Annotated in this window: 9 protein-coding genes; 8 read left to right on the top strand and 1 reads right to left on the bottom strand. The window is 39.6% G+C overall.

All coding sequences use genetic code 11. The annotated features are described in order from the left end of the window. Positions 1 to 175: 175 nt before the first annotated feature. Positions 176 to 4,378, top strand: a complete 4,203-nt coding sequence (locus tag M3152_RS02415; RefSeq protein ID WP_435371938.1) for a S8 family serine peptidase — start codon at positions 176 to 178, stop codon at positions 4,376 to 4,378. A gap of 55 nt (positions 4,379 to 4,433) precedes the next feature. Here the strand turns inward: M3152_RS02415 and M3152_RS02420 are convergent, their stop codons facing one another. Next, entirely contained in the window at positions 4,434 to 5,771 is a 1,338-nt protein-coding gene (locus M3152_RS02420) for a prepilin-type N-terminal cleavage/methylation domain-containing protein (protein WP_251693611.1), read from the bottom strand. A 38-nt stretch (positions 5,772 to 5,809) separates the two neighbouring features. Here M3152_RS02420 and M3152_RS02425 point away from each other — a divergent pair, with 38 nt between their 5' ends. From M3152_RS02425 to M3152_RS02455, 7 genes are all read left to right on the top strand, one after another. Further along, positions 5,810 to 6,253: a type IV pilus modification PilV family protein gene (locus M3152_RS02425; protein ID WP_251693612.1), complete on the top strand. Its 444-nt coding sequence runs from the start codon at positions 5,810 to 5,812 to the stop codon at positions 6,251 to 6,253. Further along, entirely contained in the window at positions 6,250 to 6,732 is a 483-nt protein-coding gene (locus M3152_RS02430; RefSeq protein ID WP_251693613.1) for a type II secretion system protein, read from the top strand. Before M3152_RS02425 ends, M3152_RS02430 begins: the two co-directional genes overlap by 4 nt. A gap of 286 nt (positions 6,733 to 7,018) precedes the next feature. Further along, on the top strand, positions 7,019 to 11,455 hold the full coding sequence (locus M3152_RS02435; RefSeq protein ID WP_251693614.1) for an S-layer homology domain-containing protein: 4,437 nt from the start codon (positions 7,019 to 7,021) through the stop codon (positions 11,453 to 11,455). 427 nt (positions 11,456 to 11,882) lie between these two features. Next, the gene (locus tag M3152_RS02440; RefSeq protein WP_251693615.1) at positions 11,883 to 13,409 is read left to right on the top strand and encodes a hypothetical protein; all 1,527 of its coding nucleotides are present in this window, start codon (positions 11,883 to 11,885) and stop codon (positions 13,407 to 13,409) included. Positions 13,410 to 13,949: 540 nt separating this feature from the next. Beyond that, the gene (locus tag M3152_RS02445) at positions 13,950 to 14,402 is read left to right on the top strand and encodes a hypothetical protein (protein ID WP_251693616.1); all 453 of its coding nucleotides are present in this window, start codon (positions 13,950 to 13,952) and stop codon (positions 14,400 to 14,402) included. Between the two features lie 1,069 nt (positions 14,403 to 15,471). Further along, positions 15,472 to 16,368, top strand: a complete 897-nt coding sequence (locus M3152_RS02450) for an HNH endonuclease (RefSeq protein WP_251693617.1) — start codon at positions 15,472 to 15,474, stop codon at positions 16,366 to 16,368. A gap of 121 nt (positions 16,369 to 16,489) precedes the next feature. Next, a complete protein-coding gene (locus M3152_RS02455; RefSeq protein WP_251693618.1) occupies positions 16,490 to 17,701 on the top strand; it encodes a hypothetical protein in 1,212 nt (403 codons plus the stop codon). Positions 17,702 to 17,893: the final 192 nt, after the last annotated feature.

Below are 17,893 nucleotides of genomic sequence, written 5' to 3' on the forward strand. Positions count from 1 at the left end.
AAATGGAAGCCCGAAAGATTTGCCGACAATTTGACTGCTCCACTGGCAGTCGCGGGAGGGGTTCGACCTAGAAAGGAAAGTGTACAAGCAAACCAGCAACTATTTTGGCAAAGGGGGAAGTTAATTGAAGAAGAAACAACTTCATAAGTTATTCAGTGCAATCATGGCATTTGCCATGGTCTTTACGCTGTTGGCACCGATGAATGTGTCGGCGAACAACGGCCCGAACCCATTCAAGCAGAATGGCACGAATGAAAGCATCATGCAGGCAAAAGCCGCAGTTGCCCAGCAACTGAACGTATTGGAAGGGGAACCCGCCCTCCACAAGGACTTGCAAGGATTATCGGGAAGCGAAGAAGTATCGGTTATCATTCACCTTTCCGAAAAACCTGTTGCACTTGAAAAGGGAATTAAGGAGTTGGCCGGTCAGAAGTTTACTACCGCCGAAGCCAATGCTGTGAAGTCGAAAGTTAAAGCACAGCATACATTCTTTAAAAAGGAAATGAATGCAAATCATATATCGTTTAAAGAAGGGTTTACTTTTGACACTGTATTAAACGGATTTTCAATGACAGTAAAAGCGGCTGACCTTGAGAAAATCCTTGATATTAAAGGGGTAACATTAATTGAACCCGACGTGACAGTATATGCGTTGGAAGATACTAGCCTATCATCCGAAGTAGTAAAAGGCGGTCAAGTTGGACCTGCCATGGACACAAGCATCGGCTTCCTCGGAATTGAAGCGCTCTGGGCAGAAGGCTATGAAGGACAAGGCATCAAAGTCGCCGTCCTCGACACAGGCATCGACGCCAATCACCCAGAGTTCCAAGGCATCTATAAAGGTGGAAAAAACTTCATTCCGAACAGCAGCACGTACACACGCCCGCGTGCTGACGACGACGCATCCGAAACGTCGCCAGTAGAACGTCCGGCAGGAACACCAGAATTCAACGCGAACGGCAGCGCATTCTACACATCCCACGGTACACACGTCGCGGGCACAATCGCCGCAATCGGCAATAACGAATACGGCATCAAAGGGATCGCACCGAAAGTCGACCTTTACGTATACCGCGTACTCGGCGCGTACGGCAGCGGAGCAACATCCGGCATCGTCGCGGCGATCGACACAGCAGTCGTCGAAAGAATGGACGTCATCAACCTATCACTAGGCGGCGGCTCCAACACTGAAACAGACGCTGGATCCTTCGCCATCAACAACGCCATGCTCGCAGGAACAATCTCAGTCATCGCAACAGGGAACTCCGGTCCGAATCGCGGAACGATGGGTACACCAGCAACTTCAAGACTTGGGATTGCTGTTGGTAATACGACAAATCCAGAAACAAAGCATAACGGGAAAGTAAATGTTACAGTTGGTAATTACAACCTTTCCAAAAAAATAAATTTGATGGGAACTACTTTTGGTAAAGATATTGCAACACAACTTGAAGGTGAATTTGAATTAGTGGCTATTCCTGGAAACGGAGAAGCGAAAGATTACAATGGAATCGATGTCGAGGGAAAAGTAGCACTGATTTCACGTGGTTCAATTGCATTTGTTGATAAAATCGCCTATGCAAAAGAAAATGGTGCAGTGGCAACGATTATTCACAACTTCGCGGGAGGCACAAATGCACCAGAAGCTTCTGGAACATTCCTAGGAGATGCATTTGAATTCATTCCAACTTACGATATGTCGCAAACGGATGGAGATGCAATTCGCGCAGCCCTTAAAGATGGAAAAGGAACAGTAACATTTAGTGATTTCGATAAAACAATGACACCTGGGGACGAGGTGAACGATTCAAGTTCACGTGGACCATCTACTCCAAACTTCGACATCAAACCTGACGTCACAGCACCGGGCACGAACATCATGTCCACAATCCCAATGTACAAAGCCGACTTCCCGGAAGCGACCTATGATCAAGCATATACAAGAAAAACAGGAACATCCATGGCCACACCACATATTGCGGGAATCGCGGCGCTCGTGAAGCAAGCGAATCCGAATTGGAACGCCTTCGATGTAAAGGTCGCGCTATCAAACAGTGCAAAAATCTTGAATACTGAAAAATACGATGTTATGGCACAAGGGGCAGGACGGGTAGATGCATATGCAGCAGCACATTCGACAATCCTCGCCTATGCTCAAGATAAAGCAGTACTTGACGGCAGCGGTGAAATAGTTGAGAACCTTAAAGGAACAGTAACATTTGGTCCTCAAAAATTAGACAAAGACATCTCTGTTACGAAACAGATTCTAGTGAAAAACGATAACGGCAACGGGGGCACGTACAACGCTTCCGTACAAGTTACGAAAGGCTTCGGTGACGCAAAAGTCACGATTGACAAACCGACATTTACTTTATCTGGCGAGCAGCTGCTTAATGTTACATTGACAGCATCCGCTGCAAGCACGAAAACCGGCGATGAAATCCTCGGATATATCCACATTACACCAGCAGAAGAAAACCTAACGGAAGTATCTTTGTTTGTCGATAAAACGGAACTAAAAATGCAAAAAGACGATAAATACCAATTGAAAGTTACTGAAAAGACAACCCAAAAAGATAGCGGATACACTAAAGTTTCATTGCCATTCGCAGCCGACTTCGGCGGGGCAACGGCAATTGTAATAAAAGACATGAGAATTTCTGAAACAGACCTAAGCTTCAACGGCGACGGCGTGAAGGACGAAGCGACACTCTCCTTCACACTTACAGGCGACGTCACAACGAATTACATTGAGCTTTGGGATATCATGGATCCTGAAGGCGGCGAATACGGAGACGGCTATATCGGCTATCTGCACGCTGGCTCTGCACTAGGGGCAGGCTCATACACATTAGCGATCAAAGGACAATACAAACCATGGGGCAGCTCCCCGGCGACAACGATTCCGGACGGTCTCTATACGATCGATTTCACGGGATTGTCAAAAACTGGTGTCGTCGGTGACTACGTCGGACCAATCGTCGTTAAAACAACAAAGCCTGAAATTACAGGAGCATTGGCGTCTGGTGAAGCAAGCGGTCAAGTAACAGATAAATACTTGGATTATAATGACGAGTTGGCAAATTATGGCCTGGATTTTGATCTAAACGAAAAACTACATGCATCTTATGTAATTACACGTAACGGTGAAAAAGAACAGCCTGTGCGTATCGAATTGGAGCAAGATGGATCATTCAACTTCGGAGTACCAGAAGTCAATGAAGAAACGGATAGTGTTACAGTAATCGTTGAAGATGCAGCGGGGAACAGAGGAGAACAAGTGATTGTTGATGGTTCTGCGACTATTCCAGATGATGTAACCGAACCTGAAGCAAACGAATCTGAGCCGGACGAATTATCCGAGCCGGGCGAACCATCTGATCCAGGTGAACCATCCCAGGGAGCCAGTTTATCTACTTTGCAAGATAATGGGCTATCACAAATAGTAAAGGTTGCAAACGCGCCTGAGTCCTTCCCTACTAATACAAAAGTGGTTGCAAAAGATTCGGAAGTGGATGTTACAAAAGTCGCAACGTACAAATCCGCTGATGAGAAAATTGCTACAGTTGAAAACGGCTTAGTTATAGCAAAAGCTGCTGGTTCAACAACAATCACAATCACTTACGAGAATCACAAAGCCATCACAGTAAACGTTACAGTCAAAGATCCTGCACCTAACCCAGGAAATGGTGGAGGAGATAACAGTGGCGGCGGCGGATACATCCCGTCAACACCAACAACACCAACACCAACACCAACAACTCCAACCAAGCCGGATCCGGTTAAACCAGATCCAGTTAAACCTGATCCAGTCAAACCTGAACCGATGAAACCAGTAACATTTACTGATGTTTCAAAAGGTTACTGGGCTGAATTCTATATCCAAAAAGCTGTACAAATGGGAATATTTAAGGGCTATAAAGACGGTTCATTCAAACCGAATGAACAATTGACACGTGCGCAAGCCGCCGCATTGATTACCCGTGCACTGGGGCTGCAAACAAATGAAGCCGCACCTTTTAACGACATAAAGAACTTGAATAAAGAAACACAAGCCGAGATTGCAGCTGCCTATAAATACGGTATCATCAAAGGGCAAAATGGCGATTTCAATCATTCGGAAAGTGTGACTCGTGTTCAACTGGCGTTGATGATTGCCCGGGCTTATGAATACAAAACAGGTGAAGCCTATACTCCAACGGCAATTGCACCGTTTTCCGACATTGGCAACTATAACAAGGAAACGGTAAACGCTATTTCAATGTTGTATGAGTTGAAAATCATTACTGGATCCGATGGCAAATTTATGCCACAAGACCCGACAACTCGTGCGCAAGCTTCGAAGATTTTCGTTAATTTTATGGAGTTTCTTCAGTAATTGGCAAACCCCAGTCGCATCTATGCGACTGGGGTTTTATATGATAAGCATCATCTTATTTGAATGGAATTGGATCTTTTTCTTTGAAAAATTGAGATGCGTTAATAAAAATAATGTCTGGGTTTTGCTCGGTAATAAAACCATCTCTAGAAATTATTACACCTTTAAAAGCACCTCCTTTAAAGGTTACTTTTCCGTAAGGGGCGAAAAGAATACCTGACAATTCACTGCCTCCAAAATTATTGATTTCTATATTCCCTTTACTAATGATAATTACGTTGCTTGTAGATGAATGCCAATCATTCGCTATGAAGTTTCCCGGCGAAAATATTCTATTTCCAGACGAAATAGTCCCATTTGATTTCACAGTATAGCCATTCTGGGGGTACCAATTGTCTTTATGTAAGGTTGGGGGAGTAAAAGATGGACTTTTGGGAATGTCACCCTCGTTAAGATAGCTGAAATTCTTTACAGTGCCATTAATATTAGGCGAATTAGCACTGTCTAATTTCGTAGTTCCAGCAATATATATTTCATTCGCTATTATTTTAGCGGACCAATTTTTAAACGTGACATTTCCATTTATAATTACTTTTTTCCCTTCTATAACGGCACTATCTCCAAACGTAACATTTCCATCAATGTAAATGGTGTCACCATCGATTCTTGCTCCACCATTATTCAATTGTACATCTCCTGTGATATGAACTATTTTGGTGGAATTTTTTAATCCTAGTTTTGTGCTGCTTGTAAATTTAACTACATTGCCCTTTTTATCAATATAGATATTTTGCACGTTAATTTTGTTATCGCCACCAAATTCTAAGTCCTTCTTATTCAGATTATTGATCACCACCGTCCCAGTCCCATTAGTTGCACTTTTTAAAGGTGAGGAACCAGAGATGAACAAGTGGGAACCATAAACAAATACATTATCAAGTAGCAAATTATCAATGAAACTAGCGTCTTTTTTTGGAATTGTAAAACTGAGATCAGTTTCTTCCTTCCCTTCCAGTACAGTATCAATCGTGAAGGAATTTTTAGGTCCAGCAGATAATGTAAACTTGACGGGCAAATCATTTGTGTGTCTTACAACCACACAATCGCCTTTCTTTAATACTGTATTATTTAATTGCATTGTCATCTCTATACCACTGTTCGCAGCCAATTGGTCGTAACAGACACTCTCGTCCTTGCGGTGGGACGCTCTAATTCCGGTAACAATCCTATTTGATTCCTGCCTTAAATTGATGCGAGTTTGGGTGTTGTCATTGAACTTGACGGTCGATATAAGTACAGTAGTTACAAGCCCGATAACGAAACTAGCAATTACTAATGAAACTAATATTTCCACTAGAGTGAGTCCTTGCTGGGACAAGTGTTTTTTGAACAAGAGTTACGCCTCCTATTAACTTGATGAAGGGTGACGGGATGAAATATAAACTTAATAGCTATCTGGTAAACAATAGAGGAATGTCATTAATTGAGATTCTAGCATCCCTTGTGATTTTGACGATCATTTTCGTTTCACTTTCCCATTTTTTCTTCCAAGCATCCTTATTCTCAGTTAAGGTGGAAGATCAATTGACATCCATTAACATTGCCGAAAAGGTGTTACATGACGTGAAAACCAATACTGTTAATTCCACTGGAAATACCGTTAGTATTGACGGGAAGCAATATAAAGAAATTAATCCAACCGAACTAAACGGGAAATTATATTATCCGTATGTCTTGGTTTCTCCGGAAACACCGACTATTTTACAATTGGAAAAGATTCATGTGAAAATTTATACAGAGAAAATCGAACCGGGTCATCAGCAAGCCTTGGCGTCTGAAATATTCGGGTACAATGAAAAGGGAGCCTCCAAATGATGAAAAACATACTGAAAAAACAAAATGGTTATACATTAATTTGGGTCCTATTAATTGTTGTGTTAATTGGCGTTCTGACTCCGCCACTTGTATCAAAAGTCCTTAGCAGCAAACTCCAAGTCCAAAAAACAGAGAAAGCAATACAAATGGAAAGTATGAGACAAATGGGAATAACGTACATGGAAAGTGTTATAAATCTTGCCAATGAGCAGCTGATCGAGAAATCGGATTCTTTACTTGATAGTAAGCAATATAAGGAAAAATTACAAACAAAGATTAATGAAATAAATCCCGATTTTCGCAATGGAGTGGTAAAACTTTTAAAAGACTTCGGTCATCAATTCCGCTTGGAGATTACTGACATCAAAGAAAATGAAGATGAAGTTGTCGTTGAATACGTAGTGACTGCCTCCTTGAATGGATATACGGAACCGAAAGTATCATATGAGGAAGTTGTTATTCATATAGTAAAAGAATAGCGTTTGATTGTGGTTTTGAGGAAATTACGAGCAACTTGATAGAAAACAATAAGGGCTTTCCGAATTGTCGTTGAATAGCGATGGATTGGGTAGCTTTTTTGTTTTCTATCTTTATTGGATTGTTTCGCTTATGCAACTAAGGTTCGGTTTTAATAAGTAGTAACAAATGCCTATTCATAGTATAATTATTCTGAATAATAAAATGAATCTAAAGATATGGTTCTAATTTACCTCCCTAATGGTACCATTGAAATGTAGATAAATACATATATTGGGAGGTATTTAATTGAAGAAATACTCACGTTCTTATCAAAAACTCTTCAAAGCTGTATTGGCAAGTAGTGTGCTAGGAGGAGCTATAGTAGTTGCCCCTCCAACATTTGTGCAAGCTAATGAATCAGGCCCTACTTTATTTACTGATTTAAATCCAAAGGCTTATTATTTCACACCCGTAGTGAGTCTAAGCGCAAGAGGGATTATTAATGGTTATGCGGATGGCACTTTTAGGCCGAATGATTCTGTCACACGTGGGCAAGCAGCTAAAATTTTTGCTTTAGCTTTGGGATTGGATACAGTTAATGTGAAAAATCCTGGGTTCATCGATGTGAAGGAAAGCGATGCATTTTACGGTCCAATAGCGGCTTTGGTAAATGCAGGCGTCATTAGTGGATATCAAGATAAAACATTTAGACCGAATGATAATTTAAAACGCTCACAAATGGCGAAAATTATTACCCTAGGATTCGGTTTAGAACGAGAGAATCTCTCTGATAACCGATTTGTTGATGTCAAAACTGGTGATTCCTATGCAGGGTATGTACAAGCATTGATTTCTAACAATATTACAACAGGTATAACTCCAACAACGTTTGGACCGAATGTGCTTGTCACAAGAGGTCAAATTGCTTCGTTTATCTTTAGAAGTGAATTGGCAGTTTCACAAAACGGAATCAGTTCTCAGATTGTCGATATTACGGAAAACACTATTGAACTAAAGGATGGGACATATAGTATTCATACGGAAATGAAATCTATATTGAACCCTTCCAACTTGCCTGCATTAAAAGGTGCAAAAATCACAGTAAATGTTAAAGACGATCTAATTGAAAGAATTTCATCACTTGAGATTACTGCCAATGGAACTTCATCCAATCATTTAGTCCTTAATGGAAATAATGCAGCGTTAAAAGGAAATCTGATTATCAATGGTGATTATGTAACGACTAAGAATCTGGTTATTGAAGGTAAATTGGAAATTGGAAATGCAGTCAATAACAGTTTCCAAAGCGAAGCCATTAAGGTTAAGGGGAAAACAATTGTTTCTGACAATTCTTCCTCAAAAGATAAGATGGCAGCAGGAACTAACAGAGTTTATAAAGTCGCATCTGCCAACACTTTTAATGTCTCAGCAGACTCCAAGTCAGCTACAACTAAACCGACAATCATTTTTTCGAATTCTGCAATGGGCACAATAGAAGTATCGAAAAGCGATGTGACAATTGAATCGAAAGGTACTACGAGTGTACAGTCATTCATTTTATCTTCAAATGTTCACCTGAAAGCGGACAATGGCGTTATTATTCCAAGCGTAATACTGTCGGAAGGTGCAACATCCGTTACAATCGACGCACCGGTAACAAGCCTTACAATTAATACAAAATCAGCATTAAAGATTGAAGGTACAGGCAAGATCGGTGAAGTTACAATTGGTTCAAATAGTTCGAAGATATCATTCGGCGCTAATACTAAAATCGGCAATCTAATCCTGCCTAAAGGAACAGAAGCTAAAGACGTAATTCAAGATTACGATAAAGTGAAAGCTAACATTGAGAATATTGGCGGAGAAACAAATCCGGAAGCAAAACCGGCTACACCTGCACCACCTGTAACTGGTGGTATCGGTGGTGGTGGAAATAGTGGAGGGAATACTGGGGGAGGAACTGACGGTTCAGTACAACAACCAGTAGCACCGAAACTTGTAACGCTGGCACAGGATTCCTTGGGAATAGCAGGTGATAAAAAAATTACTGGGTTAACGTCCGATAAAAAATACGCTGTTATCGTAAATGGGGAACTGTTTGGTGTACAGGAAAACGGAACTTTAGGTCTTAAGAATTCCTCGGCAGAAGTATTGAAAAGCACAGAAATTACAGGCTTAGACAATACGAGAACATATAAAGTTATAGAAGTAACAGGCGGCATCATTGCACAGGACTTTGGATTCGTAAGTGGATCTATGTACTCGGCTGGTGCAGGCTTGACTGATGGTAAAACAATAAGTGATATAGCCACTCTAACTGTAGAATGGTTTGATTTTGCAGGTAAATCGTTAGGAAGAGGAACGTTAACGGATAAATTGGCCAAGGAGTTCCCTGAACATACGCAACTCTCCATACCATTGGATCCTGACTTTGATTACGCAGAGGATAACTACTGGACTGTGGATGGGATTATCCCGGGAGAACCGACAAGAGTGACATTTTTCGTGAAATACAAAAACGGTGTTGAAGCTACAGTAGACAACACACGCGTAGCGACAACAGGTGGCATTGTAGCACAGGACTTTGGATTCGTCAGTGGAACAATGTATTCAGCTGGCGCAGGGTTGACAGAAGGTAAAACAGTTAGTGACATTGACACTCTGGCAGTAGAATGGTTTGATCAAAACAGTAAGCCATTAGGGAAAGGGGAAATGACGGATAAGTTTGTAAAAGAATATCCGAATGCTACCCAAGTTTCAATGCCGCTGGATTGGACATTTGAATATAATGAAGATGGATTCTGGGATGTAGAGGGAATCAAGTTAGGGGAACCGACAAAAGTTACATTCACCGTTAAATATAAAAATGGAGTCGTAGCTAAAGTCGATAATACGAGAGATGAATCGGGCGAAATTATTGACTCATCCGACAAGCTACTAGCGGCAATAGAAGCAGCTGGGGAGAATGACGAAGTATACGTAGCAGAAGGAATTTATAAGTTATCACAACAACTTACCATTAATAAGCCAATCACTATTGTTGGAGCAGGTGAGTCTACAATAATTCAAGTTACTGAGAATCTAGGGGAAGTTAATGGTTCAAAGCATGCGTTGTCCATCTATTCTAAAGGGGTCAAAATTAATAATTTGACAATAGACAGCAATTCAAATGCCTATGGAGTACATGCTTACGGTGATGCGAGTGCAAATTTAGAAAATGTCACAATAATAAATAGTAAAGGTGCCGGTCTGACAGTCAACGGCTCTACTGTTATTGCGACTGATCTAAATGCAAGTGGTAACAAATGGGGTGCGGTAAATGTTGACCCGGGTAGCGGTGTTAAAACTCTTTCCAAATTTGTTTTAACAGGCGGTACTTTAGCGGATGCTACGCAAATTTGGTCCGATGGTAGAAATGTAGATGGAGATGCAATGATTAATGTTGAAGCTCTCGGGTATGACAAGTACAATGTGGCAGGAACAAATGGAGTTATTTGGACAAACCGAGAATTAACAAATATCATTACAATAAATGGAGACCCCAACACTGTTTACACGTCTATTCAGGCAGCGATAGATGCAGCTAAGGCAGATGATACTATAAATGTACCGGCAGGAACGTATGGGCTATCCGAACAGCTTACTATTGACAAGTCTATCTCAATTGTTGGAGCAGGTGAGTCTACAATAATTCAGGTTACTGAGAATCTAGGGGAAGTTAATGGTTCAAAGCATGCGTTGTCCATCTATTCTAAAGGGGTCAAAATTAATAATTTGACAATAGACAGCAATTCAAATGCCTATGGAGTACATGCTTACGGTGATGCGAGTGCAAATTTAGAAAATGTCACAATAATAAATAGTAAAGGTGCCGGTCTGACGGTTAACGGTTCTACAGTAATTGCGACTAACCTAACTACAAGGGTTAACCAATGGGGTGCCGTAAACGTTGATCCTGGCAAGAATGTTAGTACGGAATCAAATTTTGAATTAAAAAGCGGAAATCTAGCTGAAGATTTCCAAATTTGGTCTGATGGAGAAAATGTAACCCAGACAGCCATAGTAAATGTTATTGCACCAGTAGACTATAAAAAGTATGACGTGGGTGGTTTATCCATTTGGTCAAATAAACCATTGAATGATGTTATGGATCAAGAGGTTCTCGCCAAATTTAGTAATATTGATGTTACAAGTTTTGATTATCGTTTGGCAATCGAAACTTTTAGCGAGCTTCTAAATCTGGATGATACAACGATTTCTAACCTTAGTAATTTAACGAAGAATCAGGGTCGTGATTTAGCTGTAAATATTGCAATTTGGGGGTTCCAACCAGAAGGTGGATATGAAACGATAGAAAATTTGAAATACAATCTAGAATTTGCGATTAATACAGAATATCACAAGCAATTGTTCATTGTAGCTATGAACAATGCTGGAACTGATCAAGAAGCTATTAAAGCGGCTTTAAAAGATACGCTTACAGCAGTAGCTAATGATCGTCTTGAATTAATTCAGTATGTAAGTAATTTCGGAGACGAATTTAATGAAGACATCGAAACGTTGGTTACTAGTGACTTCAGTCTTTATACTAAAAAAATGCTAGATGACCTAGAGAATGAAGAACAATTAGCAAAGTTATCAATAAAAATAGTGGAATATATTTCAAAAGAAGGTAATGCAATTGGCGGTTCGGGAGATAAAGCTATAGAAGCTATTAAATATGCGTATTCGAATGCTGAATGACCACCTTATAAACAAATGAAACAGTCATAACAGTTATGTTTATTCATACAACAATGAAAAATCTCTCAACCAGTTATTTGGCTGAGGGATTTTTTCTAATATGACATCTATGATAGGAGAATCTGCAGTATTACCCCGCGGAATTATTAGGTCCCTAAACATGTGGCCAAAGATAACCCTGTGATATGAATTTGAAGTTACACCAAAGAAAATTTTTCGGGAATGAAATTTAGTGCTAATTGAATTTTCATGTAATTTCTGCGCCAATATACTATTTTAATGGTATAATACTGGTATAAAAACACCAGGTACTATTAACTAGTTAGTAGTCATTGAAAACTGATAACTCATAGCAAAGGATGTGTCGATTTGGATTCTGCATACCTACATAATGAGATCTTTAACATCGAAGAGGAAAGATGTAAAATTGAGCCGCAGCGAAACAATAGGATTGTTTAATAAGAGCTATCGAGCATTTTCTAGAAAGAGTGCCTTTACGTGTTTAAGCTGCCAAAAACCAGTCATCATGAATCTAACTAAAGAAGAAGGAAGACCGTTTTACTTCCGTCATCAGGATGGTACTGAATGCGCCTATTCGGAAAACAAAAATACATACGATAAACACGTGTCCAATTTGGAAGATAACACGAAGAAAGAAATTGGCTTGACCATTTTTCGTGAAATCTTAGAAGGAGAACTTAGACCTTATAACGTAGAAATTGAACGAGGTTTTCGCTATAAAAAGAAACTGTCTTTTATTCCGGATATTATTATCAAGTTTCCGAACTCCGACGAACAATGGGCGATTGACTATTTTACGGCAGGCAATCAAAATTTAACGTCAGACAGTTATGCACGTCATTTAGCGAACCGGATGAAAACGTATAATGACGAAGGGTTTAAATGTTTCTCTTTTGTAGATATTAGCTGGCTCTCCTGTCGAGAAGAAACAAAAATTGGGAATTTACTCCATGCGGAAATGAATATAACGAGCAAAAATGAAGAGAACCGAGAATGGGATGCTTTTCTAAAACAAAGATTACAGGGGGACCTGCTCGAATTTTTCCTGAAGACTACAAAAGCAGACATGGAAACTTTTGATTCCAAAAGTATCGCATATGTTGATATAGCCAATCGTTTATGTACCATTTTTCGTTTTATTCCCACTTCCTATCAGGATCGGAATATGACGTTTTATAGATTAACTTCTATTGATATTCCTCTCTCCCGTGCACTAACTTTAAATTCGAAGCAAAATCATTTTCTGCTTTCAAGGGAAAATGAAGAGGAACAGAGAGTTGCATTTATGAAAGACCTTATTCAAAGAAAGCAGAAGGTTGAACAAGAACAGGTCCAAAGGGAACAAAGGAGGATGGATCAAGAACGAGAGCGGGCGCGTAATGCTAATAGAGTATATCCTCGATATGGAAAAAATACGAAGGTCTTTGAAGGGATAACTGTTAATACTGTCGTTAAGTCAGATAATGAGATCTTGAGAGAGATGAGTGAGAGAGCAAGAAAGGCTGCAGAGCGACCGGTTGAATATAGCGAAGCAGAGTGGGAATTTGTTAAGAAGAATGAAAAGGGACATTTAACATTGTTAAAGCAAAATACATCTAAGCTGAAAAATCAATTAAAAGAACAAATAGAGCCTAATAAAAAGGAAAGGATTTTGGAAATATTGGTATCCAAACCCGTCTCTGGAGATTTGTATATTAATGGAGACCAAGAGATATGGAGAAGGTTGGTATTGAAATGGATCAAGGAAAATCAAGTGGAAAACTCAATAAACGTGCAGTTGCCAAAACTTATTGAGTACATGAAAAATGCAGGGATTACATTTAATCAAAACGATAAGATTGTGAAGTTTCCGATTAAAGAGTTCCTAGAGTTTTATCAAAAGACGCTATTGACTGAGTTAAAGAAGAAAACCCAATTAAGAATTAAAGAGTGAAAATAGGTATACACAAGTATGTCTTTCGGTATCAGACTTGTCTCAGTGCTTTTAGCTTTGTAACAACCATCCATCCGACGAAACAATCTTTGGAATGGGTTGTTGTTCATTTATTATACTCTGGCTTCATCATATTTGATTGTCTAAGTTGCCGTCATTCCGTTGTGAAGCCGAAAGAAATTTATACAAACAATTGGTCTCAGTTGGCGCTCGTAAAAGAAATCCGCGTTCGTATATTGCCGCTCACGTTCGTATATCGGAATACACGTTCATAATATTCGCAGTTACTTACTAATTGTCTACTGTTTATTGTCACTATCCCGGTCTTACATTTCCCCCCTTGACATCGAAGGGTAATATAATGTAGCTGTTTGAACCTAGTCGGCTCATTATAGGAAAGGTATTGTGCTTTTTTAATGATGTCGAGTTTTGCAAGTTTTCAAATGGTGCGTCCGATGGTTGCGCAATATGGTAATGCATTTTAAGACTTGGCAATTTAATGGTGAGGAAAAGAAACAGAATCAAATTAGGAGTAGTAAGATGCCAAAAGGAGGGAATTCACCAACTTTGAACAAGTATATGAAACAATCATTTTTACGGGTGTGGAAGACCTTAAACCCAAACAACTTGTATTATGTTGGAACTTATGAATTTGTCGTTACAAAAAAGGCGAATGTAAAGTTGCATCGCCAGTATAATGGAGCGTATAGCTTATTTGTTTCGGAAAAGGATGGGAAATATAATGACACTCTTGTTGTAAATCTAAGCACATTTAAAAAAAACGCAGTTGGATCTACAATCAAATGCGGCGTAGTCAAACACCGGGGGAATGATGAATTTGCTGTTGTAACAAGGGAAACGGAAGGGTATAAAGCGATTAAATCAATTGTTTCAGGTTCGCGGATAAAATTAATGTTTCTCCTACTGATCCTAGCATTTATCATTCTTCAATTAGGCTTCTTTTTCACCTTTTTTCTAAGTCTTACACTTTAGTAGATTCACAGAAAACGTTGTAGGAAAGTCGAGGTTGAATTATGTATGAAAAGAATTAGGAAACAAATTTTAAGCCTATTCCTCGTCTCAATGCTGGTTATTACTTCACTGCCAGCAAATGCTTCCTTTGCTGCAGTCGATAATGCGGCAATCTAGGCAAAGATTATCGAGGAATTTGATAGCATTTCAGACACAATTGACTTAATTGCCCCCACTGAACACACAGAAGATCCGGACCACCAAGAATCATCAAACCTCACTGGACAGATAGAACATCCGCTCCTCCATGAAGCTATAGAACCCAACGACACCACAGAATTTCAGGATTTGAATAAGTCACCTGAAATCACCAAAGATGTAGAATTAGAAACGTATAAAAAATGGAAACAAAGTTTACGAATTACCCCTCGTAAACTAGAGTCTGCAGGTAATATGACATACATGTGTGTTGCTCCAATTTATGATAGTTGGAGAGATTAAAGTGGGCACCTGAAGGCGAAATGGTGTTGTAAGATGATAGGTTGTCCAATTCTTATCAATTCCTACATAACTCTCCCAATTCTTAATCGTGATGATCCGCATCGCATTGATTGATTCCTCTGTCAAAAAACCAAGCATGGCAAACTTTTTCAAAAATAATCGAAGTTTCGTAAAGCACATCTCTTTCCCAAACAATTGGACAAGCGAATTACAAGAAATAACCAGTTGTCCGGGCTGTATTGTATACAATCTTCCATAGTACTCCCACTGCTTTTATTCGGTATTTCCCATCAACAGCAATGTCACCAAGATTTCTTTCTGCTCAACTGTTGCCTCTGGCCAGGTTTCCTCCTGTTCCAACTCTGAAATCAATTCTACCCAATCCTTAATCATTGTCATTCCCCTTTCTATTGTGAACAGTCCCTTCACTCTTTATATAGACTAGAGTCTTGCAAAAGGATACTTTTGAGGAAAGAAAAATTTAATCAACATAAACTGACTACTTGGAAAGTATTGTAATCGGATATAGTGTTAATGATATAATAGTAGTAAATATAACTATGGTTTATAAGAACTAGGGGGAGCCGTTATGAAGATATTTCGTACCGTTGGAAAGGGAATCAACCAAATTGGCGGCGGGATTGCCAAGGGAGGCGTACATATCGCTAGTTCCATTGTGTCCACTAAATTTCCGAAGACTGGTGATTATCTAAAGGATGTCGGAAACAGCGTAGTCGATTCTTCGCGCCATGTCATCGAGAATACCGCTCATTTTGCGGATGGAACAGTAAATGGTATATACGGGACCATTACTAAGAATCCGAAACGAATGAGTGAGGGCTGGGACGACATCAAAACTTCCTCCGTCAATACGGCGAAGGGAATTGGTGGGGGGCTCGTCTACACGGGATCAGCGCTAGGACAAACATTCAAGGGAGCTGCATTACAGGATAAAGAGCTAGTAGTGGAAGGGGCCAAAAAGGTCGGGAAGGTGGCGGCTGTCGGTGTACTTGGCGTTAGCGTCTTCGAAATGGTGACAGAACAAAACACCGTACAAGCGGAAGAGCTGCTTAGCCGAAATGGACACTTGGATGAATCAGTTCACGAAATCACAAATGTGCAATTTGAAAAGAATGTTTCTATCCAGGAAGATGGAACGGCAGTTGAAGGAGTCTTTCCGGTATTTGAATCTAATTTCGATGCCGTTCTCCCTCAAGATACTTACCTAATGTCAGACGAAGTTCATATCGGTATCGCCAACATGCAACTTTACGAAGCCATCCAACAAAATCCATCACTAGCAGTTGAGCTTGGATTTGACGAACAGGCTATCCAAAGCCTTCAATCCTCCGTTACTCCTGAAGGCTATGACTGGCATCACCATGAAGAGCCCGGCAGAATGCAACTTGTGAACGAAGAGGAGCATGGAATGACTGGCCATACTGGAGGAAGGTCCATATGGGGCGGAGGGGCGGAGTTTCGGTGACTTGTGATTAATGGATTTAATATCTGGGAAGTGAGTGATTGGCATAGAGAGCTTGATTTATAGTACAGAATTATTAATATCGATAATTGCTATAAATATGACTGTCATCGGTTTGACCTCATTGGCTGAGATGAAAAATGTTATTGGCGTGGATTACGGTAAGTTTTTGTTAGGGAAGTATAAGATATTTGGCTTCATCCGTGTGTATTATTTATTGATTGTCTTTGCCGCTATTAACGTTTCATCTTTATTGTTGATCTTTATTGATAATCCTTTGTTTAGGCTTACTAATTTTATTGTATTAATTGTGAGTTTGATATTTGCGATTTACTATTTTTTTTCGTATATCATTATTGAAAGTCCGTTTGTCAAAAAGCAAATATATAGGAAGGAACTTCTCGGATTTTACTTTAGTAATAATGAGGTGACGAATTTTGAGGCTGATATTCAAACTGAAATCTGTAATGGTTCTCGAAGTACTAAGAAGTTATCAGGAAATATAACGAATTATTTTAATGTCTATAACTCAGATACAAGTGAATCCTTTAAGGATATATTTGGACCCAGATCTTTTATTTACAACTATGACAAAGCGTTAAATCGTAGGCGGCGAAGAATAATTGATCAGCCCCCTTACGTCTATCGGTACAGTTTAAACGGATGTCCTGATATTTCACATGAATTCTTCCAGCTTTACCGATATACAGAAATCCAAGATCGTTGGGTTTTGTCTATATTAGAGCTACTTGACAATTCCGTGGAAAAGGATGAGTTTGATTATATACGTCTATGTAATTTTACGAGAGTTGTTGCGCAGATTAACGTATATGGTTTTACACCCCAATTATTCACGTATAAGTTTTTAGAGCATCTTTATATTTATTATAGGAAAGCGTTACTTATGGCCAAGGTAAACCTTTCTAATAGTACTTTGAAAAAGGTTAAGGCATTGGCGAATTATACTAACGAGCAATATTTTCAATTAATGATTTCTACTTATAAAGAACGGAAAGAACCATTGTATCTCGCAGCCATCAATAGAACAGTCAAATCTATATTGGACTGTGAGGAAAACGGTATTTTAAGACGAGATGATCATGTAGTGACTCTCCGTAATGTGGTAGGTTCTATTGAAGATGAACAATTGCAGTTATTATTTGCTGAAATATTGGGGCATTACTATGAGTTGAAAGGTTACAAACAAATACCGGAGGAGCTTCAACTTGAAAATTTACAGAATTATTTCTCTGGGGATAGGAATAGAAGTAACTCAACCGATGTGGATGCGACTAGAAGGTTTTTGTTCGGAGAGAAGGACCTTGAATATCTATAGAAGAGAGTGAAGTGACCTCAAAAAGTTGGACAGTGTTTTTATTTTTAAAATCTAGCAATTAAGAAACAACCACCTTTCCCACGAAGTGTCGTGAAGATGCGTGGTTGTCTTTGTCAGAGTTGATCGTCTAAGTAGCCGTTACTCCATTGTGAAAGGATCTGTTCGGGTATGTATTGGCGTTTTGATTGTTGA

It is taken from the genome of Sporosarcina luteola (genome assembly GCF_023715245.1).
Classification (GTDB): Bacteria; Bacillota; Bacilli; order Bacillales_A; family Planococcaceae; genus Sporosarcina; species Sporosarcina luteola_C.

Excerpts from the sequence above, each read along its gene's own strand:
- M3152_RS02415 (WP_435371938.1), top strand. The coding sequence starts at position 176 with ATGGTCTTTACGCTGTTGGCACCGATGAATGTGTCGGCGAACAACGGC.
- M3152_RS02425 (WP_251693612.1), top strand. The coding sequence starts at position 5,810 with ATGAAATATAAACTTAATAGCTATCTGGTAAACAATAGAGGAATGTCA.
- M3152_RS02430 (WP_251693613.1), top strand. The coding sequence starts at position 6,250 with ATGATGAAAAACATACTGAAAAAACAAAATGGTTATACATTAATTTGG.
- M3152_RS02445 (WP_251693616.1), top strand. The coding sequence starts at position 13,950 with ATGCCAAAAGGAGGGAATTCACCAACTTTGAACAAGTATATGAAACAA.
- M3152_RS02450 (WP_251693617.1), top strand. The coding sequence starts at position 15,472 with ATGAAGATATTTCGTACCGTTGGAAAGGGAATCAACCAAATTGGCGGC.